The 24113-nt window shown below is 35.1% G+C and carries 27 protein-coding genes; 4 read left to right on the top strand and 23 right to left on the bottom strand.

All coding sequences use genetic code 11. From position 1 onward, the window contains the following. Window positions 1–1587: hypothetical protein (locus tag IJQ68_RS00695; protein WP_394355660.1), on the bottom strand; the 1587-nt coding region annotated here is incomplete at its 3' end. 630 nt (window positions 1588–2217) lie between these two features. On the opposite strand from IJQ68_RS00695, the gene IJQ68_RS00700 reads away from it, so the two are divergent. Beyond that, the gene (locus tag IJQ68_RS00700; RefSeq protein WP_292795637.1) at window positions 2218–2904 is read left to right on the top strand and encodes a TIGR00266 family protein; all 687 of its coding nucleotides are present in this window, start codon (window positions 2218–2220) and stop codon (window positions 2902–2904) included. A gap of 66 nt (window positions 2905–2970) precedes the next feature. On the opposite strand, the gene serS is transcribed toward IJQ68_RS00700, so the two are convergent. The 4 genes from serS to IJQ68_RS00720 form a co-directional block, all read right to left on the bottom strand. Beyond that, on the bottom strand, window positions 2971–4248 hold the full coding sequence (gene serS, locus IJQ68_RS00705) for a serine--tRNA ligase (RefSeq protein WP_292795639.1): 1278 nt from the start codon (window positions 4246–4248) through the stop codon (window positions 2971–2973). A gap of 71 nt (window positions 4249–4319) precedes the next feature. After that, on the bottom strand, window positions 4320–4673 hold the full coding sequence (locus IJQ68_RS00710) for a hypothetical protein (protein WP_292795641.1): 354 nt from the start codon (window positions 4671–4673) through the stop codon (window positions 4320–4322). Between the two features lie 33 nt (window positions 4674–4706). Continuing rightward, window positions 4707–4976: a hypothetical protein gene (locus tag IJQ68_RS00715; protein WP_292795643.1), complete on the bottom strand. Its 270-nt coding sequence runs from the start codon at window positions 4974–4976 to the stop codon at window positions 4707–4709. A gap of 81 nt (window positions 4977–5057) precedes the next feature. Next, a complete protein-coding gene (locus IJQ68_RS00720) occupies window positions 5058–5438 on the bottom strand; it encodes a helix-turn-helix domain-containing protein (protein ID WP_292795646.1) in 381 nt (126 codons plus the stop codon). Window positions 5439–5608: 170 nt separating this feature from the next. Here IJQ68_RS00720 and IJQ68_RS00725 point away from each other — a divergent pair, with 170 nt between their 5' ends. Continuing rightward, the gene (locus IJQ68_RS00725; RefSeq protein WP_292795649.1) at window positions 5609–5770 is read left to right on the top strand and encodes a hypothetical protein; all 162 of its coding nucleotides are present in this window, start codon (window positions 5609–5611) and stop codon (window positions 5768–5770) included. A 134-nt stretch (window positions 5771–5904) separates the two neighbouring features. On the opposite strand, the gene IJQ68_RS00730 is transcribed toward IJQ68_RS00725, so the two are convergent. From IJQ68_RS00730 to IJQ68_RS00745, 4 genes are read right to left on the bottom strand one after another with little or no spacing between them, the layout of a single operon-like run. Further along, the gene (locus IJQ68_RS00730; RefSeq protein ID WP_292795652.1) at window positions 5905–6513 is read right to left on the bottom strand and encodes a pyridoxamine 5'-phosphate oxidase family protein; all 609 of its coding nucleotides are present in this window, start codon (window positions 6511–6513) and stop codon (window positions 5905–5907) included. Continuing rightward, window positions 6510–7478, bottom strand: a complete 969-nt coding sequence (locus tag IJQ68_RS00735; RefSeq protein ID WP_292795654.1) for a zinc-binding dehydrogenase — start codon at window positions 7476–7478, stop codon at window positions 6510–6512. Before IJQ68_RS00735 ends, IJQ68_RS00730 begins: the two co-directional genes overlap by 4 nt. Then, entirely contained in the window at window positions 7478–8503 is a 1026-nt protein-coding gene (acgM, locus tag IJQ68_RS00740; RefSeq protein WP_292795657.1) for a radical SAM/SPASM domain protein, ACGX system, read from the bottom strand. Before acgM ends, IJQ68_RS00735 begins: the two co-directional genes overlap by 1 nt. 49 nt (window positions 8504–8552) lie before the next feature. Next, complete coding sequence (locus IJQ68_RS00745; RefSeq protein WP_292795660.1) at window positions 8553–8885, bottom strand: hypothetical protein; 333 nt, start codon at window positions 8883–8885, stop codon at window positions 8553–8555. A 182-nt stretch (window positions 8886–9067) separates the two neighbouring features. Between IJQ68_RS00745 and IJQ68_RS00750 the strand changes: the two genes are divergently transcribed. Further along, the gene (locus IJQ68_RS00750) at window positions 9068–9439 is read left to right on the top strand and encodes a helix-turn-helix domain-containing protein (RefSeq protein WP_292795663.1); all 372 of its coding nucleotides are present in this window, start codon (window positions 9068–9070) and stop codon (window positions 9437–9439) included. On the opposite strand, the gene IJQ68_RS00755 is transcribed toward IJQ68_RS00750, so the two are convergent. From IJQ68_RS00755 to IJQ68_RS00805, 11 genes are all read right to left on the bottom strand, one after another. After that, window positions 9434–9784, bottom strand: a complete 351-nt coding sequence (locus IJQ68_RS00755) for an arsenate reductase family protein (RefSeq protein ID WP_292795666.1) — start codon at window positions 9782–9784, stop codon at window positions 9434–9436. The genes IJQ68_RS00750 and IJQ68_RS00755 overlap by 6 nt on opposite strands. A 31-nt stretch (window positions 9785–9815) precedes the next feature. Then, window positions 9816–10472, bottom strand: coding sequence for an HAD family hydrolase (locus IJQ68_RS00760; RefSeq protein WP_292795668.1), 657 nt, complete (start codon window positions 10470–10472; stop codon window positions 9816–9818). Further along, window positions 10473–11267 carry a Ni-sirohydrochlorin a,c-diamide reductive cyclase ATP-dependent reductase subunit gene (gene cfbC, locus IJQ68_RS00765; RefSeq protein ID WP_292795671.1) on the bottom strand — a complete coding sequence of 265 codons (795 nt, stop codon included), beginning with the start codon at window positions 11265–11267 and terminating at the stop codon, window positions 10473–10475. Beyond that, window positions 11264–12511, bottom strand: coding sequence for a peptidase U32 family protein (locus tag IJQ68_RS00770; RefSeq protein ID WP_292795673.1), 1248 nt, complete (start codon window positions 12509–12511; stop codon window positions 11264–11266). The genes cfbC and IJQ68_RS00770 overlap by 4 nt, the downstream gene beginning before the upstream one ends. Before the next feature lie 9 nt (window positions 12512–12520). Further along, the gene (gene purF / locus IJQ68_RS00775; RefSeq protein WP_292795676.1) at window positions 12521–13942 is read right to left on the bottom strand and encodes an amidophosphoribosyltransferase; all 1422 of its coding nucleotides are present in this window, start codon (window positions 13940–13942) and stop codon (window positions 12521–12523) included. Between the two features lie 63 nt (window positions 13943–14005). After that, window positions 14006–14899, bottom strand: coding sequence for a hypothetical protein (locus tag IJQ68_RS00780; protein WP_292795679.1), 894 nt, complete (start codon window positions 14897–14899; stop codon window positions 14006–14008). A 13-nt stretch (window positions 14900–14912) separates the two neighbouring features. Further along, window positions 14913–15881, bottom strand: coding sequence for a UDP-glucose 4-epimerase GalE (galE, locus tag IJQ68_RS00785; protein WP_292795682.1), 969 nt, complete (start codon window positions 15879–15881; stop codon window positions 14913–14915). A gap of 9 nt (window positions 15882–15890) precedes the next feature. After that, window positions 15891–17069 (bottom strand): NAD(P)/FAD-dependent oxidoreductase, encoded by a 1179-nt coding sequence (locus tag IJQ68_RS00790; protein WP_292795685.1) that lies wholly within the window; start codon window positions 17067–17069, stop codon window positions 15891–15893. 4 nt (window positions 17070–17073) lie between these two features. Next, a complete protein-coding gene (locus tag IJQ68_RS00795; RefSeq protein WP_292795688.1) occupies window positions 17074–17241 on the bottom strand; it encodes a 4Fe-4S binding protein in 168 nt (55 codons plus the stop codon). Between the two features lie 125 nt (window positions 17242–17366). Continuing rightward, complete coding sequence (locus tag IJQ68_RS00800; protein WP_292795690.1) at window positions 17367–17792, bottom strand: universal stress protein; 426 nt, start codon at window positions 17790–17792, stop codon at window positions 17367–17369. Next, entirely contained in the window at window positions 17793–19499 is a 1707-nt protein-coding gene (locus IJQ68_RS00805) for an ATP-binding cassette domain-containing protein (protein WP_292795693.1), read from the bottom strand. A 70-nt stretch (window positions 19500–19569) separates the two neighbouring features. Here IJQ68_RS00805 and IJQ68_RS00810 point away from each other — a divergent pair, with 70 nt between their 5' ends. Further along, window positions 19570–19869, top strand: a complete 300-nt coding sequence (locus tag IJQ68_RS00810) for a hypothetical protein (RefSeq protein ID WP_292795696.1) — start codon at window positions 19570–19572, stop codon at window positions 19867–19869. On the opposite strand, the gene IJQ68_RS00815 is transcribed toward IJQ68_RS00810, so the two are convergent. The 3 genes from IJQ68_RS00815 to IJQ68_RS00825 form a co-directional block, all read right to left on the bottom strand. Further along, the gene (locus IJQ68_RS00815) at window positions 19866–20393 is read right to left on the bottom strand and encodes a zinc ribbon domain-containing protein (RefSeq protein ID WP_292795699.1); all 528 of its coding nucleotides are present in this window, start codon (window positions 20391–20393) and stop codon (window positions 19866–19868) included. The two genes, IJQ68_RS00810 and IJQ68_RS00815, sit on opposite strands and share 4 nt — an antisense overlap. 88 nt (window positions 20394–20481) lie before the next feature. Further along, on the bottom strand, window positions 20482–22233 hold the full coding sequence (gene uvrC, locus IJQ68_RS00820; RefSeq protein ID WP_292795702.1) for an excinuclease ABC subunit UvrC: 1752 nt from the start codon (window positions 22231–22233) through the stop codon (window positions 20482–20484). 10 nt (window positions 22234–22243) lie between these two features. Further along, a partial coding sequence (locus IJQ68_RS00825) for a DUF3320 domain-containing protein (RefSeq protein WP_292795704.1) occupies window positions 22244–24113 on the bottom strand: 1870 nt, incomplete at its 5' end.

The following is a 24113-nucleotide window of genomic DNA, read 5'->3' on the forward strand; positions in this document are numbered from 1 at the left end:
GTTGTTACTGTGGTCCCAATAGATTGCACCACCATATCCGCCTTCATTTTTAACGCTGTTTGCGATGAAATCTACATTGTGAATCTGACCGTTGTCAGCAACTTCCGCCCAGGAAATTGCCCCACCATAATTTCCGGCATCATTTCCAACAAAGTATGCCCATTGAATAGTACCATTCGTACCTGACCATCTGATAGCACCACCACGGTCACCAGCATGGTTATTTTCAAAATATGCAATACTGATTAATCCACGGGTACTGTTCATCCAGGATATCGCTCCTGCATTGACGCTAGCGCGGTTATTGACGAAATTTGAACCCAAAATTTTTCCATCAATTGTGTTTTCCCATCTGATAGCACCACCATGGCTAGCGTTGTTATTTATGAATTTGGAGCCTGTGACAGTAGATGAATTTCCTGAACAGAATATTGCTCCTCCTTCATCAGCAGCTTTATTATTTATAAAATTAGACTGTTCTATAGAACCATCTGAACCATCCCAATAGACAGCACCGCCATCCTGTGAAGCAGCGTTATATGTAAAATTTGAATTTATTATATGGGTAGTTAGACCTTTTTTCTCAACAAATATGGCACCACCATTTCTTTTTGCAGTGTTATTTGTGAAATTGGAGTTTCTTACTTCACCGGTTAGACCATCCCAATAGATTGCTCCGCCATCAGTATCATTAGCAGTGTTATTTATAAATCTTGAATCAGATACAACACAATTCGGAGCTTGAATTTGAGCTGCTCCACCACCCTCTTTAGCGAAATTATCTATGAAAGTACAATTATGAATGGAGTTAGTATTAGACCCTTGAGTACTTGAAAAATGAACCGCACCAGCATAAGTATTGGCTGTATTATTTACAAAAAGGGAATTAGAAACAACTACATTCATCATATCATTTCTAATCCTGATAGCTCCACCACCAGCACCGGTAGCTTCATTTTCGTAAAATTTACAATTATTAATAGTTACATCGTGAGCGTAACCCCAATATATTGCACCTGCACGTGGAGCAACATTATGAATAAAAGTACAATTTTCAACTGTTCCGTTACCGACTAATCTCAATGCTCCGCCAGTAAATGAATCGGAACCATCACTATTGTATGCATTTTTAAATATGGTATTCTTTATAGTAATATATTTATCATGAGTATCCTTATTGCTTAAAATCAATATTGAAGATTTATTTGACCCGTCAAGTGTATGTCCTTGACCATCTAATGTAATTGACTTGGCAAAAGCATTATGAGCAAAATAATCACCATAATCATCATCAGTACCTTCAATAAATGTATAATCTCCTGTCAGATAAATCGTATCCCCATCACTTGCCGAAATAAGAATATTTTTTAAGTCAGTAAATGATCCACCCGGAGCTTCGATATCTCCAAGCTTATCATCATTGTCTGAAATTTCCATCATGTCCAAACTTTCTTCAGATACCGATATGATATCAGTTTCATTTTCTATATTTTGAGATGTATCAATCTTAACAGCACTTATAGATTGAATAGAAAGAATAAAACATAATACAAGACATATAATAATTATTTTATGTTTATTTTCCATTTTTAACCTCAATTAACTTTTTTAGTACAAATTCTTTATCCAATCAATAAATTAAAGAATATAAATAATTTTTTAAAAAATCCTATATAAACTAAATGTTTAAAAATAATATATTATAATGAACGATATTCAGTATTTGTAGAATATTTTATAACAATATCCTCCAAAAATATATTGTAGATGAAAAATAAAATCTACAGTAAACTGAAATAGCATCATAATTCTGGAAAAAATAAGAATAAAAAATTAATTTCACTCCAATCACTAACTGAAAAAATTTATCAAAAAATCATTGGAAAAAGACCATATGAAAATGATTTCACCGCAAAAAATTATACAATATAAAATGTCAGAATGAACAAAATTTAGTTAAAAAAAAGTATACAATAACTCGATGAAAAATCAACAATAGACAAAAATTTAGTCATGACTCAATCTATTAAGATTAATTTAAAACATTTTTAACAGGAACATTACACCAATACAAAAGCATATCATAAAAATTAACTTAACATAAAAACATCAACTCTAAAAAGATTGAAGAATCTATCCATAATGAATTGAGGAATTCAGAAAAAAAATGAAATGTTTTTAAGCGATATTAACAAAAATATAATTTAAGGTGAAACTATGGAATATGAAATTAGAGGCGGAGCATTTCCAATGGTAGTTTGCAAACTACAAAAGGGAGAAACAATGAAGGATGAAAGCGGAGCAATGGCCTATATGACATCAGATGTCAAGATGGATACCAATACTGGCGGAGGTCTTTTAAAAGGGCTTGGAAGAGCACTTGCAGGAGATTCAATTTTCCTAAATTTCTTTACAGCAGAAGAAGACGGTGCGGAAATAGGATTTGCATCATACTGTCCTGGAAAAATCATCCCTATCAGATTGGACGGAACAAATTCAATAATAGGTCAGAAAAGCTCATTTTTAGCTGCAGAAGAAGGCGTTGAAATTGACATGCACTTCAGAAAGAAACTTGGAGCAGGAATATTCGGTGGAGAAGGATTCATTCTTCAGAAATTCTCAGGAAACGGAATTGCATTTCTGGAAATCGACGGAGAAGTAATTGAATATGACCTGCAGCCTGGAGAAAAACTGTTTGTTGACCAGGGACACATCGCTGCAATGGATGAATCAGTTGATTTTGATATTGAAAGGGTGAAAGGTGCTAAAAACCTTTTATTTGGTGGTGAAGGACTGTTCCTGGCTACATTAAGAGGACCTGGAAAAGTATGGATACAAACCATGCCTATAGCCAAACTGGCTGAAGCAATAATACCATTTATTCCAACAAATAATGAACATTAATTTAAAAGTTTATTTTAAAAATAAACTTTTTTAACTATTTTTTTAAAAAAAGAAGTATTATTAAAGCTATTTTTTAGCTTCAATAACTGTTTTTCCATTCATGTAAGGGACTAACACTTCAGGAACTTTTACACTGCCGTCAGGCTGCTGATAGTTTTCTAAAATACAGCACATTGTTCTTTCTGTTGCAATAGCTGTACTGTTTAGGGTGTGTAATATCTGAGCATCTCCGGAACCTGCTCTTCCGATACGGGTTTTTGTTTTTCTTGCCTGATAGTCTTTACAGTTGGTACATGAAACCAGTTCCCTGAATGCACCGGAACCTGGGAACCATGCTTCCAAATCATATTTTATAGCCGCATTATCGTTTAAAGCAGATGATACAATAGCTATTACCTGATATGGGAGGCCCAATTTCTGATAGATTCTTTCTGTGACTTCCAGGAGATGGTCATGCTGGTTTCTTGAATCTTCTGGAGCGGAATAGATGAACTGTTCAATCTTTTCAAACTGGTGAACCCTGAATATTCCCAAGGTATCTTTTCCGTGTGAACCTGCCTCTTTTCTGAAACATGTTGACAGTGCACAGTATCTTAACGGCAATTCGTCAGGAGATATGATCTGGTTTCTGTGAAGCGCTGCCAGGGTCTGCTCTGCAGTCGCAATCAAATACATATCTTCGTTTTCGACTTTGTATAATGTCTCTTCGAATTCTCCTAGCTCGGATGTTTCGGCTGCAACTTCACCTTTTACAAAGAACGGTGTCTGCATCGGAACATATCCTTCAGCTTCAAGCTCTTCAAGGGCAAATTGGATTAATGCCAAGTTTAAATGGAGGATATCTCTTTTTAAATAGTAAAAACGAGCTCCTGCAATGCTTGCTGCAGTTTCAAGGTCTGCTCCGTCAATTTTATTGATTAGGTCAACGTGATTTAAGAGTTCGAAGTCGTATTCAGGGATTTCACCGAATGTTCTTACCACTACATTGTCATCTTCAGTGTCTGAAATCGGAACGTCCTCGTCAATTATGTTTCCGACTTTGTATCTGTAGTCATCCCTGAGCTTGAGATACTCTTCGTTTTTGGAACTTAATTCCTTGATTTCTGCTGCGACTTCTTTGGATCTTTTGATTACTTCTTCCAAATTGCCTTCTTCTTTGGCTTTTTTGAATGATTTGGATAATTTGTTTTTTTCAGATCTTAGAGAGTTTAATTTTCTTTCGCCTTCTCTCCACAGGTTATCATATTCCACTACTTTTTCAAAATTTTCAGTGCTTCTGAATCTTTTCTTTTCAGAGTCAATGATTATTTCCGGATTTTCTCTGAACAATTTTATATCTAGCAATTTTTGTCCCCTTAAAATATTTTATCACTATATACTTATGAATTTCCTATTTTTTAAAGTTAATCCTAAAATCAGTCTTTTTCATCTAATTCATCATCGATTAGAATTCTTCTCATTTTGGTGTTGTCCAATAATTTCAGATTATCATCCACATCATATTTCAAATCAGCTATTAAATCGATTTCTTCATTCCAGCCGTCCCTTTCAGAGGTCCTAATTTTTTCCCAGCGTTCATAGTCCTGTTCAACTGGAATACCGTTCTTTTTGACATTTTCCAATGCAGTAAAAAACTTCAGCTGAATGGATTGCCTTAGTTCAATTAGCTTATCATATTCCTCAAGCAAATTATCTAGCTGAAATGACATCAGACGGAACTTCTCACATTCCAACTCCAATTTCAATCTGTCCAAATCATCATTAGTCATACTAATATATTTAGAGTAATGATATTAATTAAATTATCCATCAATCTTGCTTAGAACTTCCCTGTATTGGGCCTCATCAAGATTTTTTTCATTTTTCTTCAGGATTACCTTCAGATGAGCTTTGCAGTTATAGCATTTATAAATCTGTTCGTTGGTAATGGCAGCGAAACATATTCTGGACATCTGATCCGGCGTATATTTAACGGAATAGTTCTTAAGCTCTATCAATAATGATTCGGCACCTTTAAATGTATTTACTCTATTCAGATTTCTGATTTTTACGTCAACTTCATGTGGATGCATACTACTATCTATGCTACCTTAACATATATCAAAGTTATTGAAAAAAAAAGAGTTTTCATAATCAAAAGATTATGAATAAAATTAATTCTTAAAGAGCAGTTTGTCCTTGAAACTGCTTTTCATCTTTCCTTTGGTCTCGTCATTGAATTTAGTATCTCCCATATCCTCATCGATACTAAACATTGCCATTTCATATATGATTTTGTTTAATGCCTGGCCTTTTTTGGTTAAAATATATTCTACGTCACGTTCATATCTGTCTGAGATTCTCTGAATCAGACCGTCCTTTTCCATTGATTTGAGGCAGTTGCTTAAAACCTTGTTGGATAGGGAAGGCTTGTCCTTTTTGAATTCTGAAAATCTGCTTTTGCCGAAAAACAAATCCCTGAGGATTTGCACTACCCATTTCTTTTTGATCAATCTCACTACAAGCTCGATTGGACATTTGCTATAAGTATTCATTTTCGATTTTCCTCCTAGTAATACATATAGGCTTTTTTATAGTATATAAAGTTATCGTTATTTTAGGGTAACTAAAAGGTTACCAAAATGATTTATAAGATAAATACAGAAGTTTTAATTGAAAGTTTTAGTATTCTAGGACTTTCGAATTACTTAATGAGGTGAAAAGCATGTACAAATTGAATTCATGGAACGAAAACCAGGAGTTTGAATCCTCGAAAATTGCACAAAACATAGTGAGTGGACCATGCGGAAGCGACATCAATACAAGCTGCTGCATCGACACTACAAAAATCAGCACCAGCTGCTGTATTGATACTACGCAAATGTAGGATCACTTAATCAAAGCAACCGATATATGTCTCAACCCCCCTCCCTAATCAAATATTCCCAAAAAATAGTTTTAGAGGTTGTTTTGATGTGAAAGGGGATTTTTGATTAAATCCCCTTAAAAATTTAAAAAAAGCTATTTAATTTTCTCAATATTTTTAACAGGACACTTTTCAAAGCATCTGCCGCAGTGCAGACAGTGCTCCTGTGGAATTTCATACTTTTCCCCTTCGATAGGAATACCCTGTGGACAAACGCCCTTGCACGTTCCGCAGGCAACACAATTATCACCGATAATAAAACCTTTCGGAGTTTTCCTGGCATTTCCAATGGTGAATGTTTTTCTGAAAATCGGCTTTTGTGTCAGGTCAAAAAATTCCATCTCATAGTTTTCAATACAAAATGGCTCCAGAATATAGCGTGCCTGACCAGGATAGACATTATTGAGGAACTTGTTTTCATCAAACATCAAATCAATCCAGTATTTCTGGTCATCCAGTTTACGGGCTTCACCGGAAATTCTAATAGACTTATTATCCTTAAGTGAAAGGTAGGAAACTTTAGGATGATTCATGATTTCCTGATATACATGCTTTCCACGGCCGGTCAAAAAGTATATCTTTTCGTCCTCAATATGCATTATATCAATGATTCTTGACTGAGGATTACCTTTTTCATCAACAGTCGATAAGACTGCATCTATTACATCTCTCAATTGTTTAAAACATTCTTCTTTAGTTATCATATTAATCGAAATATTATTTTTCCCTGTGCGTTATTGCTTTCCATCAGCAAATGGGCTTTTGGAATGTCTTCCAGTGACGTGAAAACCTTCCCAATTGCCGGTTTAATGTCATTTTCAATGATGAAATCAAAAATCTCATCAATTATCTTCTGAGTCGGGAAATTGGAAAAAAATGAAGTCAGATACTTATTATATAAATATTTAATCGGGTCAAAATCATTTAGATATTCGATTCCTCCTAGGACTCCTGTTACACAGCAGATTCCATCTTCTTCAAGCAAGTTCAATGAATCGGCTAAGGTTTTAGGTCCAATCAGCTCCAATACTTTGTTACATGAAATTTGGCTTGACAGGTCTCCATTATCAACAACGCATTCATCTGCACCATATTTTTTAAGTTTTTCAAATCTTTTTTCATCTCTTGAAGTAGCTATTATTCTGCATCCTATTGCACTTGCCAATTGCATTACAGTTAGGCCTGTTGCACTGGTTGCACCTCTGATGAGCAGTGTATCTTCTTTAGTTAAATTTAAAGTAGAAATTGAACCGTATGATGTAAAGTATGTTTCGGGAACAGCTATTATCTCTTCAATTGTCAATTGATTGAAAGCCTCATCGGGAATTTTGAAAACATTTTTCTTAGGAAGCAATGCATACTCTGCATAGCTGCCATCAAATGATCTTCCCATACCTCCCATTAATGCCACGATTTTATCTCCTTTTGAAAAATCAGTGTTGGACTCATCAACTATTTCGCCGACACATTCGATTCCAGGAATTACCGGCAGGTTGATATAGTCTTCATCGGCTTCATAATCTCTTAAGATTACTTCAGAACGGTTAATTCCGAATCCTATAACTTTAACCAAAACCCAATCATCTTTAACTTGAGGTATATCAACTTCACTAACTTTTAAATCCTCTGCTTTACAGGTATTTTTTAAAACAACAGCTTTCATTATCATCACACTTCCTTCCAGCATTGCGGGTCTGGTGAATACATATTGTGAGTATATCCATAGCTGACTGCAGGACATCCCCTGCAAAATCTCAACAATTCACATTTGCTGCATTTTTCAAAGTCTTCAAAACGTCGATATTCATTCATCTTTTCTCCAGTGAAAATATCGAAAATTCGCTCATTTAAAGCATTTCCTACTTTACTGTCCATTCTGCGACATGCAAAAACATCTCCCGTGGGAAGAATCGTCAAATGACTGTTTCCGCAATTGCATCCGTCGTATATTACATCATCCTTTAAATCTGAAGGTATTTTGAAAATGCTTTTTTCATATAAGAATAATGTCCACAAATGGTCTTTTAAAGTGAAAAAAGTATTTGAATCATGATATTCCTGATATTTTTGCCAAATATCTTCCAGTAAGTTTTTATACTCTTCAGGAGTCATCTGAGCAGTTTTTTCAAAGCTTGTTGGACAGTATCTTGCAAAGCTGAAAAGCCCAACATCATTTTTGACAACTTCATCAATAATGCCAGTAATTTCTGAAATATTCGTTTTGGAAACAGTTGTCATGATGCTTGCCCTTACACCAGCATCCTGTAAGGTTTTAACAGCTTTTAGTGTTGAATCATAAGATCCTGGTTTTCTGAAATAATCATGAGTTTTTCTTAATCCATCCAAGGAAAGTTGGTATTGCCTGCATCCCAATTCATTAAGCTTAGTGCATACTTCAGGAGTTAAATGAAACGGATTTCCCATTATATTATAATGAAGTTCATTTTCATGAAGTTTTTCAAGCAAATCCCAAAAATTCGGATGTAAAATAGGGTCTCCACCAGTAATGGAAAAATATGGTGTGCGGTTGGTTTTTTCACACATTTCCATACAGTTGTCCAGAACATGCTCCATTTGGTCATAGCTCATCGTTACTAATTCCTTATTATTATCTTCAGAAAAGATATAACAGTGCTTACACCTTTGATCACAATCGTCAAGTATATGCCATTGAAAAGCAAAAAAATCAGCCATGAGAAACACTCTCCAAAAAAAAGAAATAAAAAAGATTATTTAATTAATCTTAGAATTTAACATCAGAACCACAAGCGGTGTTAATATCACTACCACAAGCAGAAGCAACAACATCAGAACCACAAGCAGTATTCACATCACTACCACAAGCAGAAGCAACAACATCAGAACCACAAGCAGAAGCAACAACATCAGAACCACAAGCAGTATTCACATCACTACCACAAGCAGAAGCAACAACATCAGAACCACAAGCAGTATTCACATCACTACCACAAGCAGAAGCAACAACATCAGATCCGCATGCGGTTGAAATTACATTTTGTGCAATTTTAGAACTAAAATATGTTTCATTTTCATTCCATGAGTTTAATTTAAACATTTAAATTTCTCCTTCAATTTTTAATAAAAGAATTTTACTTTTATTTAATTTAAATTTTAATTAAATGAGTATATAAAAATTAAGTTACTTTAAAGTAACCATTTTCGTTAAGTTACCCCCAGGTAACTTAAAATTAATTAATATCAATTTATATAAATTATTTTAAGAATAGGGGAATTTAAATGGAAAGTGAAGAAAAAGCATTAATTTGTCCAATTGAAGTAGCTATGGAACATATTAACAGAAAATGGGTTATTCAAATAATAAGAGATATGTTTTTTGGCAAAAAAAGATTCAATGAATTCAAGGAAGGAAAACCTAATCTTTCCAACAAAGTTTTAAGCAACTGCCTCAAGGAAATGGAAGAAAACGGTTTAATTTCTCGTGAAACAAACGAAGGAATCGAATACAGACTCACAGAAAAAGGATTGGCATTAAACAAAGTATTATATGAACTGGCAATGTTTACATTAACAACAGACATTAACAACAGATATTACGATGAAAATGATAAAAAAGAGTTAAAAAAAGTTTTTGAACAAACTCTTTTATAGTAACTTTTCTTCCCATTCTTTTACTTTAAAACCTGTTAAAACCACATCATCCGTAACGATTATCGGTCTTTTTATAAGCATTCCGTCAGTTGCAAGTAATTCCAGCTGTTCTTCTTCTGACATATCCGGAAGTTTATCCTTTAATTTAAGTTCACGGTATTTCATTCCGCTTGTGTTGAAAAATCTTTTTAAAGGCAATTCGCTTTTTTCAAACCATTCTTTCAGCTCTTCAAAATTAGGATTATCTTCAACAATATCTTTTTCTTCGAATTCAAGGTTATTTTCTTCTAACCATTTTTTAGCTTTTTTACAAGTTGAGCATCTTGGATAGTGTACGAATAACATAATTATTAATTGATTTTTGGATTAAAAATAGTTAATGTTTCAACAAGTCATATAATTGTGAAACATCATCGACAATAGCTACAGGATAGTCATGCTGGTATGCATCATCGAAGCCATATCCCCATTTTACAATCACGCAGTCAACTCCGGCATTTTGAGCAGTTTTAATGTCAGTTATAGAGTCTCCAATATAGATTGCCTCATCCAAATTAACATTAGCTTTATTAATAATCCTTTTAACTCCAATCGGGCTTGGTTTTGACGGATAATTTTCATTATGACCTTCAATTAAGAGAAAGTCAATGTCTTTAAAGAATTTTTCTGTGAAATGCTTTATGGATTCCGTTGTCCTGTTTGAGTTTATTGCAAGCAACGCACCATTATCCTGAAGCTTCACGAGCAGTTGCATGATTCCTTCAAATGGAACGCTTTTATCTTTAGGAGAATCATCATATAACGGCTGATAAGTATTTTTGATAAGCTCGATGTTTTCAGGAGTGTTTTGATCTTTTAACACCAGTGAAACGATTTCATTGATATTTCCACCCAACCTTTCAACATATTCGCTATCAGACAGTGTTGGAAAATTGTTAACTGACAATGCCTCATTCAGGTATATGACAACATCATGAACCGTGTCGAACAGTGTTCCGTCAAAATCAAAAATGTATAGTTTTTTCATATCCATCTAGATAAAAGATTTAAAAAATTCCTCAAATTCCTCGTCATCCATAGGCTCAGGAATGGAAACATTTTCATTGTTCATAATATTTGAAGCAAGGTTTGAGTATTCTAATGCTTCATCACTTTCAGGGTATTTTTCTACAACGGTTTTTGCATCTAATTCAGCATCCTGAATTAAGTTGCTTCTATGGATTGTACCAATAACATGTGTGCCTATTTTTTTGGCAAATTCATTGACAATTTCTTCCTCATTTTCAACATTTCTGCAGTTGCAGATGATACCACTTAAATTGCCCTTAAGCTTTTTGACACCACGAACAATATTGTTTGCCGCATAAAGTGACATGTATTCGCCTGAAGTCACAATTAATACTTCATCAGCATACTTTTCCCTTAATGGAACTGAAAATCCTCCGCATACAACATCACCTAAAACGTCATAGACAACAACATCCAAATCCTCATCGAATATGTCCATTTTCTCAAGCCTTTTCATAGCTACAATGACACCACGTCCGGCACATCCAACACCAGGTTCGGGACCTCCGCTTTCAACACATAAAGTATTTTTAAAACCTTCAAATACCAGATCTTCCTTTTCGGGGTTTCTGTTGTTTTTTAAGGTGTTTACAACAGTTGGGATTCTCCTGCCGTATAATGTACGTGTGGTGTCTGCTTTTGGATCACAACCGATAACAAGGCATTTCAAATCTTCACTGGCCCATGTAGCGGATAAATTAGCCACAGTCGTACTTTTTCCAATCCCACCTTTTCCATAAATAGCAATTTTTTTAATCATTGTTGTGACCTCTCAATTAACTTATAAACAAAATCGTTTTTTCTAACCTTTGTCGGCATCAGTACTCCCACATTGGAGTTTTTAGAAACATTTTTAACATCAACGCCATCAATCTGCATTGAATCAATCGTATGGGTAACGGAACCTGTAGTTTCACCCTGAATCATTATCCTATCGCCGATTTTCAAATCATCCCATACTCTAAGTTCTGCAACTTTTACCTTATTGTAGTAATTGACAACCTGTCCAATGTCCTTTTTAATGTATTTTGACTGGTTGGTTTCACTTGTCTCAAATGGCGTGTCAAAATAAAATCCTGTATCAAATCCACGGTTAAATACACTTTTCAGCTCTTCCATCCATTGAGGATTGACTTCATATCCGTCAGGATTATCCACATATGAATCTATTGCCTGTCTGTAAATTCCAGTAACCATTGCACCGTAATCAGGACTTCGTGCACGTCCTTCAATTTTAAATGAACTGACACCTGATTTCATTAATTCCGGAATATGCTCTATCAGGCACATGTCCTTTGGTGAGAAGAAGTTTGTCCTATAGCTGCCATCATAAGACTCTGATATTATAAATGATTCCTCTGAAACGTCACTGGTATTTGAAACCGCATCATTTTGGGATTCTTCGAATGTCAATGTCCAATTCTTTCGGCAAGGCTGCAGGCAGTCACCGCAGTTGGCGCTTCTTCCATATAAACCATAGCTTAAAAAGCATCTTCCAGAAATTGCCATGCACATTGCTCCATGAATGAATATTTCAGTTTCAATCGGAGATTTTTTAGTGATTTCAGCAATTTCATCCAATGACAGTTCACGTGAAAGTATAGCCCTTTTGGCACCTAACTTGTGCAGCGTCTTCAATGAGTAGGAATTTGTGACATTTTCCTGAACGCTTACATGAGCTTCAAGTCCGTTGGCAACAGTATTTTCAATAAGCCCAATATCCGATAAGATAAGTCCGTCAATTTCACTTTCAGCTATCTTTTCCAAGTTACTGTCAAGTTCAGAAATCTTATCTTCCTTTAAAATAGTGTTTGTGCAGAGATAAGTCTTTGCATCATAATCCTGAGCTATTGCTGAAATTTTACTTAAGTCATCTAAAGAAAAGTTTTTGGCATTAGCCCGCATGTTATAATCATCTAATCCAAAATAAACTGCATCAGCACCATTTTCCAAAACGGCACGTAGTGATATGAAATTTCCTGCTGGAGCTAATAGTTCGACCATGTTAATCCTTTAAGGTTTGTAATAAGTTTCAGCTTCGATATCCTCAGGAAGTTCAGTCGGATAACATTCATTTAAGCATCCCAGACATAGGTCTTCTCCAGACATTCCGATAGCATCAATCAGAGCATCTAAAGTAATATAGCCTAAAGTATCGATGTCAAGCTGCTCTTGAATTTCATCAATTGAATAATTAGCTGCAATCAGTTCTTTTTTGGTAGCCATTGCTACGCCATAGAAACATGGAGCGACTACAGGAGGACATCCAACCAGAAAATGGATTTCAGCAGGTTCTGATTCTTTGACCAAATCAAGTAATTTTTTAGAAGTAGTTCCCCTTACAATACTGTCATCTATCAAAATAATTTTCTTGCCTTTGATAGCTTCTTTAATAGGGTTTAATTTGAGTCTTACTGCCAATTCACGTTCCTCTTGAGTTGGCATGATAAAAGTTCTTCCGACATACCTGTTTTTGATTAAACCTTCACCATAAGGTATTCCGGAAGCTCTTGAGTATCCTATAGCTGCGGGAATTGATGAATCCGGAACCGGAATTACGACATCAGCATCAATAGGATATAGCTTATGTAACTGTTCACCGATATTTAGTCTTGTCTGGTAAACATTAATACCGTCAATGGTACTGTCTGGTCTTGCAAAGTATACATATTCGAACATACAGTGAGATAAGCTTGATTCGGCAGCAATTTCCAGCATATGACTTTGAATTTCATTGTTTTCAAAATACACTATTTCTCCAGGAACAATATCCCTGATGTATTTGGCATTTATTACATCAAAGGCAACGGTTTCAGAAGCCAGAATATAGTCATCTCCCCTTTTTGCAATAGCCAAAGGTTTAATTCCCATAGGATCACGAACAGCGTACAAATCACCGTTTACTAAAATCACCAATGCATATGATCCAACAAGTTTGCGGGAAACGGCTTCAATGGAATCTATAATATTTTTATCGTTGTCAAAGTATTCATTTTTAAGCATGTAACAGATTACTTCGGAATCGGAATCTGATTTGAATTCATAACCTTCCTTTATAAGTTCGTCCCTTAACTCACCGGAGTTAACGATATCACCATTATGAGCCATGGCAATGAAACCATTGTCAAAATCAGTTACAAAAGGCTGTGAATTTTCAAGTTTGGACTGTCCGGTTGTAGAATATCTTACATGACCGATACCCATATTTCCAGAGAGATTATGTATTTCATAATCTTTAAAGACATCGGTAATTAAACCCATACCGCAATAATAAGTTAATCCTTTATCATCAGCATAGGTTGCTATTCCAGCAGATTCCTGACCTCTGTGCTGTAAAGCATACAAACAATAATAAACAAAAGAAGAAACATTCTTTGAAGTATCTTCAGAATGTATTCCCACAATTCCACACTTATCTTCAATCTCACCTTGCATTTGCAAACACCATATATTTATAATATAATTTTTCTTCAACCTAGTATAAAAATAATAATGTTTTCAGTCCCAGAAGTTCTCAAAAGTGTTAGGCAAATCATAATCATCCCTAGCTTCAGGAGTCTTTTTTTCTTGATTTGATCCTAATTCTTCTTTTAATTCTTCTTCATTATCTTCTACAAAAATTAGAGCAGTTTTGATAATTTTTAACCAGTCAATCGCCTGATTTCTTGATTGTGCAGCAATGAAACCTTGACCTACAAGGATATTATCCGGTTTGAACTTGTTTGTAGCGATGATAATCTTTTTTTCATCGGTTAAATCTTGCCTGAAAACTTCAGCCCAAAGTTCATCCAACCTGTATATCTCAAGGAAATCCTTGGTGTGGATATCTTCAAAGCGATTTTTAAAGTTGGAAAAATCTGATTTCAGAGTATCCATATCCTCACGCAGGTTGGCGTTTTCCATTGAGAGAACTTCGTTTTCCTTAATAAGCTTGTTATAGTCATCAAGAAGATTGTTATAATTGTGAGTTACTTTCAATAGCTTGTTTTCTAGAGTATGAATATTAATTAAATTTAAAGAATATGAAAGAGTCGCTTTAATTATAGAGTTCAATATTTCCTTTTGGGCAAGTTCCGCATTTACGTTTTCGCTTTCAAACAAAACATTATTGTAATCGAATAATCCGATATGGTTAAAATCAGTCTTCAAGTCATTGAATAACATATTGTAGTTGTCATCCTGACCATAACCACCAATCAGAATAATATCTGCACCCTCAGCTACTTTTTTTGCAATTTCAAAATCAGTAGTTGGAATTATGGACGAAACAACAATATTATAATCCTTTTCAAGCTGAATGCTGTCGACTGCTTTTGAAACCAAACCTGCAATATCAAGGTTTGATACAATTATTCTAACATCAATTTTAGAGTTATAACTGTTATTTTCCATAATACTACCTTATTTAGATATTATTTATTTTCTGATGCCATTTCCATGCGGATGAGACAATGCATTCCAAATCATATTTCGGCTGCCAGCCCAATTCGTTTCTGATTTTTGATGCATCGGCAATTAAAATATCCGGATCGCCTTCACGGCGGTCAGCTATTTCAACATCAAAATCACGTCCTGTGACCTTTTTGCACATGTCAATGATTTCACGGACGGAATAACCCTGACCATTTCCTAAATTGAAAATGTTGGATTCTCCTTTTTCACATAAATACTCATAAGCCGCAATATGTGCACTGGCCAAGTCATTTACGTGAATATAATCACGAATGCATGTGCCGTCGGGAGTGTCATAGTCAGTTCCGAATATTGATATGCTGTCTCTTTTACCGATAGCCGCATCCAGAACCAAAGGTATCAGATGTGTTTCGGGATCGTGGAGCTCACCGACTTCACAGTCGAAATCACATCCGGCAGCGTTAAAGTATCTTAATGAAACGTAATTGAAGTCACCTTTTTCGGCTTCACGTTCCAGGGCCTTTTCAGTAATCCACTTGGAATGACCGTATGGATTGATTGGTTTTAATTCTTGATCTTCTGTAATTGGGATTTTTTCAGGATTGCCGTAAACTGCTGCGGTGGATGATAAGATAAATTTATCAACACCGAATTCTCTCATTATCTTTAAGAGGTTCAGAGTGTTTTTATAATTGTTTTTAAAATATTTTTGTGGAAGTTCTACAGATTCTGCAACAGATGAAAAGGCTGCAAAATGTATTACTCCATCAATATCATATTTTTCAAAAACTTCACGTAAATCACCGCTTCCGAAATCATAATCTTCGAAGTTTCCCCATTTTACGAAAGTCTCATAACCCTTGCATAAGTTATCGACGACAACAGTTTCATATCCCGCTTGATTTAATGCCTTATTGGTGTGTGAACCAATATATCCAGCACCACCGGTAACTAAAATCACTGAAAACACCTAGATAAATTTACCTAATTTAAGAAATGCTGTTTTATCTACTTTAATTAACTTTTTAACGATTTCGGTAGTTGAAATCTTATCAAAGCTTTCGCCTTCAAATGCATGTCCAAGCTCATCTAGCTTTTCATCGGATAAAGTAAGCAGGTATTCCTGTACTTTTTTATACCTTTTGATTTCATGGTCTAACTCTGCATGTGCCATTTCATCATATAATTTTAAGTATTTTTTGGAGCAGTCTTCCTTAATAGCCTGTGCAGCAACTTTTCCTGCGCACATTCCACCGGTCATACCACTGATAATTCCTCCACCGGTTAATGGATTAACTTGGCCTGCTGCATCTCCACAGACTAAAATGTTATCATCATAAAGTTTTTTGGTCATTCCGCCAACTGGGTCTCCACCAACATTCAATTCAACTGCCTGAGCGTTTTTTAAGTATGGAGATTTGGCTACAAAATCATCCAAATATTCAATAGCTGTTTTTTCAGCCTTATGAGGTAATATTGCTAAACCGACATTTGCAATGTCTTCTCCTTTAGGGAAAATCCATACATATCCTCCAGGAGCGCATGAACCTAAGTAAAACTCAATGACACCAGGTTTTTCGAATTCCACATTACACATTTCGTATTGTACACCTGATTCCATTTCTTTCGCTTTTGCAGCTGGTTTTAATCCTGCCCATCTTGCAATGTGTCCTTCAGGACCGTCAGCGGCGATTAATATTTTACATTTGTAATCTATTTTTTTGCCCATGGATTCGGTTTCGACAATGTATCCGTTATCGATTTTTTCAATGCCTGTAACTAAAGTCTTGATTTTAATTTCTGCACCTGCTCTTGCAGCATCCATTGCCATATGTTTATCGAAGACTTTTCTTTCAAGGATATAACCTGCTTCAGGCAATTTAACCTGGTCTTCGGTCAGCCATATGTCTGTTCCGTCAGGGGTTTGTATTCTTACACCTTCGATTTTTTGAGTAATCCAACGTGGGGATGGTTTGATGCCTAATTTTTCAAGCCCTTGAATGGAAACACCTTCAGCACATCTTTTTGGTGCTCCTATTTCAGATTTTTTATCCATTAAAATTACTTTTGCTCCACCTAATGCAGCGTGTTTTGCTGCGGATGATCCTGCAGGTCCTGAACCTACTACAATTACATCTGTTTCAATCATAAAATCATTCCTCTTTTTCTAAAGCATTGATTGGACAAGCTTTGATACATGTGTCGCAATCTTTACAGTCTCCTTCGTCAAACACTAAAGCATACTCTCTTACTTGTATTAAATTTCTTGGGCAAACACCTGCGCATTCTCCGCAGAATGAACACCATTCTTTAACTATCATAATATCTCCTTTCTAAAAAACAAACTAAAAAGTTTAGTTATTAATAATAATGTTTTTATAATATTTAAATATATGTTAAAACTAGTACAATGTAGATAAAAGAAAAAAAAAGAAAAAATAAATAATTAATTAATTAGTAAAACTGGAACATCAGAATTTCTTAAAAGTCTTTCTGTAACAGAACCAATTTGGTGATCACTGACACTATTTTCCTCAAATGAAACAAATCTCTCATTATCAGAACCGAATCTATGAATTACAACCAAATCTGCTCCAGTTTGATTAATAATAAATTTCATATCCCTTAATGCATCTGCAGTCAACAGATGTTCAACAACTTCGACACCATGTTCCTTGGCTTTTTGCGTAATTTTTGCCAATATTGCATCTCCGCTGTCCTCTTCTGAATCATAGCTGCTGAAGGAGAATTCTTCCAGAACATGAACGGCAGCTATTTTTGATGAGAATTTCTCGGCTATTTCAATGGCCACATCAGCTGCCTTGTATCCATATTCAGATCCGTCTACAGGAACACAAATAACATCAAACATCTAGTCATTCTCCTTTAAATAACTTGCATGACAGAAATCAATGAAATTATTAACGATTTCGTCCATATCTTCACTATCATCAATTATTTTACCGTCATCCATAAAGAGAGCTCTGTTGGATAGCTCCTTAATAAAGTCTGTGTTATGTGAAATCATTACAATAGTAATATTATATTTCTTGGATATCTTTTTAAGGGAATTGGTAACTGTCCTGAGAGTGATTGGGTCCAAATCACCGAAAGGTTCATCCAATAAGAGGAATTCAGGTTTTGACACCAATATTAAAGCAAGCATGACACGAACTTTCTGACCGCCTGACAATTCATATGACTTTCTCTGTAAAATGTCCAAATCCAAATCAAGACTTTCAAAAATATCCGCCACTGCTTCACGGGTAGCGGTTTCAGGGAATTTAGGGAATAAGTCTCCTAAAATATCCGGTTCAAGTCCGACCTGTTCCAAACGTGCTCTGGCTTCACTTTCCTGTAAATCAGTGAGCAAATATAGTGAATCCAAAAGTTCATCGCCGAGACCTAATCTTTCTGCTCTTTGACGAGCTTCATCAACAATATTCTGGTTTTTATATCCTAAACGAGTAGCTAATTGGTCAAGAACAGTTGCATAATGCGCTAAAGCAAATTCCTGGTGCATGAATCCGAGTTTTGAACGGATTTTCATACGTCCAAGGCCTGCTATAGCAATGTCATGCCATTCACCGTCCACCTGATACAAGACATCCCCATTATCGGAATCGTCAAGACCTGCAAGCATACGAAGCAGAACTGTTTTACCTGCTCCGCTAGGACCTATTAAGCTTAAAATATTTTCCTTTTGAACCTTGAAATTAATGTCTTCAATCTGAAGTACTTCTCCTCCTGACAAGAGATAGAATCTTTTGTAAATGTCTTTAACATCAATGACATCCTCATCGGTTGAAATATTTTCAATGTCAACGATTGGAGCCATTCCGCTCATAAATTCTTCAGTAATCTCATCAGGGTTTCCTTCTTTTACGATTTCGCCGTCTTCCATCAGTATTACTCTGTCTGCAAGGTACTTTTGGACTTCAGGCAAATGGGAAACCACAACTACAGTAATATTCAGTTCCTTATTGATATTTTTGACTGCATCAAGGATTTCTTGTTTTGTTTTAGGGCATGCCATGGTTGCAGGTTCGTCTAAAAGCAAAGCTTTTGGCTGTTTTGCAAGTTGACGAGCTATGATTAATCTTTGTTTTTCCCCACCACTTAACACTGCTGCATAATGGTCTTTTTTATGAGTAAGTGAAACCAATTCCAGGATTCTGTCAGCTTCTTCACCGAATTCACTTTCTGCAACACCAAAGTCGGTGCTTCCCTCATCATGATATCGGCGTGCATATAATTTTCTTAAAACATTTTGACGCACGGTTTCGGGCCATAAACCGAAAGACCTCTGAAGGTGAATTGCCGTTACTTTTTTAAGCTCATTGTAATAGAATTGTGAGGAATTTTCATCTATGCTGACATCAGCTATTGTGATGCTTCCTTCATCAATATGTTCAACTCCTCTTAATGCTCTTAAAAGTGTAGTCTTACCGGAACCGCTTTTTCCCATGATCCCTAGAATTTCTCCTTCCTTAACTTCAAAACTAACATTTTTAAGACCTACTACAGAGTTTCCGTCATCTAATTCATATGATTTACTTACGTTTTCTACTTTAATCATAATTATGCCCCATTATATAATACAAATTTATATTAATGACACTATTTAAAAATATTTATCAGTGATTAAAATGAGTTGTGAGAATAAAATTCAAGAATATATAAGCAGTTTGGAAAATGACAAATTACTTATTGAAACACACTTTGCAAACATAGATAAGATAACTAGGGAAAATAAAAAATTAGAAAGAGATCAGTTAATTGGACTGCTATCTAACTTTAACACATTAAATATCCAATACGATCAGTTATGCAACGATTTAATTACATTCATGAAAATATTCAAACCTGAAACTGAAGAAATCAGGCTTTACAAGACCGATGAGCTCATTGAATTGTTGAATCAGAAAGCCAACGAGGTTGAAAACTAGCTTCTATATGAAATTGTAACTTGATTTATAGAATCACTAGTTGAATTTTCACCCACCACTTCACCATTCCTTAAAAGCTGAACTGTTAACGGGTCTGATGAACCGTCTGTTTTTTCAACATAAACAGATACTTTATCCCATGAAGCACTATCAAGCGAAAAGGTCATAGGTCCATTACCGGATTTTTCAACAGGGTAATTAGGATCACCGGATTTGGAATACCAGCTACCATTGTAATTGACTTTAACAGAATAAGGATGAGCAGAACCCTCTTGAATATTGTTGTCAGCTACGACAACATTCAATGATTCTTCATTACTTGGTTGAGAAATATTATAAATTAATGAAAATAATAAAAGCGCAATAACGATTATCCCAACAATGAGAAGTATTTTTTTTGCTGTTCCCATTTTCCACCCACTTTTTTTCTGACCTGTAGGTGAACCAGATAATATATAGGAACAGTTCACACAATATGTGGATGATGACAAATTATCATATCCACATCTTGGACATTTTACCATAATATATACCTATTAATAATTCTATAAAAATTATTATTAAAATTACTTATATTTAAATTTAATGCAAAAAAAGCCCTATTTTGTTGAATTAATGGTAATAATCATAAACATTTTGAGCAGATTTTTTGCTCATTCCATCAACATTTGCAAGCTCATCCAAACTTGCATTTTTAATGTTTTCAATAGTGCCAAATTCCTTTAAAAGATTGATTTTACGTTTCTTACCAATGCCTTTAATATCATCAAGACTGGACTGGCTGATATTTTTGCTTCTAAGCTTTCTGTGATATGTGATAGCGAAACGGTGGGATTCATCACGGACTTGCTGAAGCAGATGCAGAGCCCTGTTATTTTTTGGGATTATGATGGGACGACTTGAATTCGGAAGATAAATCTCCTCAAACTCCTTTGCAAGACCAATTATCGGAATATGAGTCAAGTTCAACTCTTCTAAAACATCACATGCCATGCCCAGCTGTCCTTTACCGCCATCAATAACTATCAAATCGGGTTCGGGATCTGTTTCTATCATTTTCAAACGGCGCATCAGCAATTCCTTCATCATTGCAAAATCGTTTGGTCCTGGAGTTTCCATTCTGAAATGCTTATACATTTTTTTATTGGGTTTTGCATCCTTAAATGATACTTTTGAACCGACAGCAAACTTTCCGGAAATATTACTTATGTCATATCCTTCAATAACACGGGGCAATTTCTCAAGCTTCAGATATTTTTTAAGCTCTATTAAAGAGTTTTCAAGCTTTTTCTTTTGATGAATTATGATTTCGGCATTTTTCTCAGCCATCTTAACAAGTCTGAGCTTGACTCCCTTTTGAGGTACCTTAACATAAACCTTATTGCCTCTTAAATCAGAAAGCCACTCCTCGATGAGTTCCTTATCATCAATCTCTTCAGGCAAGAGAATCTGTTTGGGAACATGTCTGTTATATCCGTAATACTGCTGTATGAATGCGGACAATATCTCTGAAGTTGAGTCATATTCGCTTCCGCTCATTAAAAAGTCATCACGGCCGGTGATTTTACCGTTTCTGACAGGCATTATTATTACGACAATATCATTTTTGCCCTGTGCAGTAGCTATTACGTCCTGATCCAAATCATCATCAACCAGATCAACGAACTGCTTTTCCATAATCTCTTCAATTGAATTAATCTGGTCTCTTAAAACTGCTGCCTTTTCATATTCCTCTTTTTGGGCTGCTTCGGCCATTTCCTTTTTGAGGTTTTGAACGATTACAGAATATTTGCCCTGGAAAAACAAATCGATCTTATTTATGATTTCAGCGTATTCATCTTCACTTATTCTTCCGTCACATGGAGCGTAGCACAAATCAATCTGGGCATTGAGACAGGGGCCGTTCATATTGCGGCAGGTTCTGATTTTAAATAGTGATTTCAAAAATTTAACTGTTCTTTTAACTGACCCCACATCCGTGAAAGGACCATAATAAACACCGTTTTTGGTAATGTTTCTTGTTATGACCAAACGAGGAAACTTTTCATCGGTGATTTTTACATAAGGATACCTTTTATCGTCCTTCAGCTGAACATTATATCTCGGATGATGCTTTTTAATCAGATTGGCCTCTAAAATCAAAGCTTCCTTTTCTGAATTAGTCAGGATATATTCCAAACTGTCGAAATGACTCATCAGTATCTGAGTTTTTGGCCTGTCCAATTTCTCCCTAAAATAAGATCTTACTCTGTTAAGAAGGTTTTTGGCCTTTCCAATGTAAATAATTTCGCCTTCGGCATTTCTCATTATATAAACACCGGGATTTTTAGGCAAATTTTCAGGAGACTTGATTTTTGAAGACATATCAGAATACCTAATTAAGTTCAACAATATCCTTTGTTAATTTAACAGTGCTGTCTGCAATCATTGAATCCAAGACGCTTTTAATCTTGATGGAAGTTTTTCGGGAAGTGGATTTGAAACCGAAGTTGCGTGAAACTTCCCTGGTCAAACTGGCAGTGGTTACATTCTGTTTGTGTGACAGGATAGTTTCAATATTTTTAGCTATTTCCTCATCTGAAATCAAATCTATTTTAGGTTTTACCCTTTTTCTTATAACAACATCATTGCTTGAAGCGTCATATAGGAAATTACCTATTTTAATGATGTTTCCAGAGTTTTCAGATTCCTTGATAGCTCTTAAAACTTGCTTTTTCATTTTTGCGCCTGCCCTTTTGATTTGACAGCTGTCCTTAACCCTTTTGATTACTTCATCAACATGAATAGGTCCTTCAACTTTAATTATCTGATTAACAGAGCTGGAGACATTTTCAATTGGCTGGTTGAATAAATCGTCCTGTGAATTTAGGCCAAAATCACTTGCAAACTTGTATTCAACTATTTCATCTTCAATTTTTCCTCTTTTAGGAAGCTTATTATCATCAAATGCCTTTAAAGTATTGTTGCTTTTAAATCTTTCCTTTTCGATTTCCTTGTAGTCTTCATCTGCAATTTGAATAATATCTTCTAAAGCCTGGTCTTTTATATCTTCACGCCTTTCCTCTTCGTGAACAGTTACGATGGTATTGTCATCACTGGCCAATTCTTTTTTGAGCTTTTCCATCTGAAGTTCTCTTTCATATCTCAGCTCTTCTTTTTCAGCGAATGTTAATCCCTCATCCTGAGGAACATATTCTTCGCCTTCATAATCATGAATCGGTTCAACATAATCGTTCGGATCGTATTCTTCAGTTCTGTCAACAACGGAAACATATCCCACCTCTGTTGGATTTTCAATCTCATTCAAAGATTTACGGATATATTTGATATCCCTTATTCCGCTTTTAATTGAATCCTTAACTGATTTGTTTTTGTTTTTGTCTCCGTCATAGTAGAGATTGTTCTTTCTTAATGGACTGTTAACATCATCAATACCTTTATAATAAGTAACTCCGTCCGGTGTAGATGCGGGCTTGACATTTCTGGTAATTTCTTCACTACCATCATTATATTCAATGTCCTCCTGATTATTCTGATAGTTTTCATTATAACTTTGATTATTTTGACTGCCTTTATTATTTAATGCTTCAGAAATTACATCATCAAATGCCTTATTTACAAGAGCAGAAGCCAAATTAGAAATATCTTCATCTTCAAGAGTACCTTCAGGAATATTATCAAAAGTTTCATCGATTATATGACTAAACTCTTCCTGTTTGACAGTCCTTTTTCTTTCCATCTCAGACACACCACCAATATTCTTATTAAATACTACTTTTTTATTATTAAATTCTTCTTTTTTGGAAGAAATATCATCATTATCCACTTTACTGATATCTCCAGATATTATTTCAACTTCAACAACATCATCATCTTTAGGAGCCGGCCTGTGTTCAATTACATCCTCATCAATAATTTCACCATGAACCGTTTTAACCTCATCTTTAGTTAAGTTAAGTCTGGAAGTACCTCTAATCGCATCGGAAAACTTAGATTCACTTAATCCGTTAGGATTTTTAGGTTTGCTGTCTCCAAAGAAAATATTTTTTAAAGGATTGACCTCAACAACAGGAGGTTCGTCCTCCTCAGAATAATCAATTGAGCTTTCCTCATCATTACTATGATCGACATAGATGTAATCATCATCAGAACCTAAATCAACCTTATCGTCATCAGAATAGTCAACATCAATATCTTCTTTAGTACTATGATCAACATGAATATAATCTTTATCAGAACCTAAA

It is taken from the genome of Methanobrevibacter sp. (genome assembly GCF_017447225.1).
Classification (GTDB): Archaea; Methanobacteriota; Methanobacteria; order Methanobacteriales; family Methanobacteriaceae; genus Methanocatella.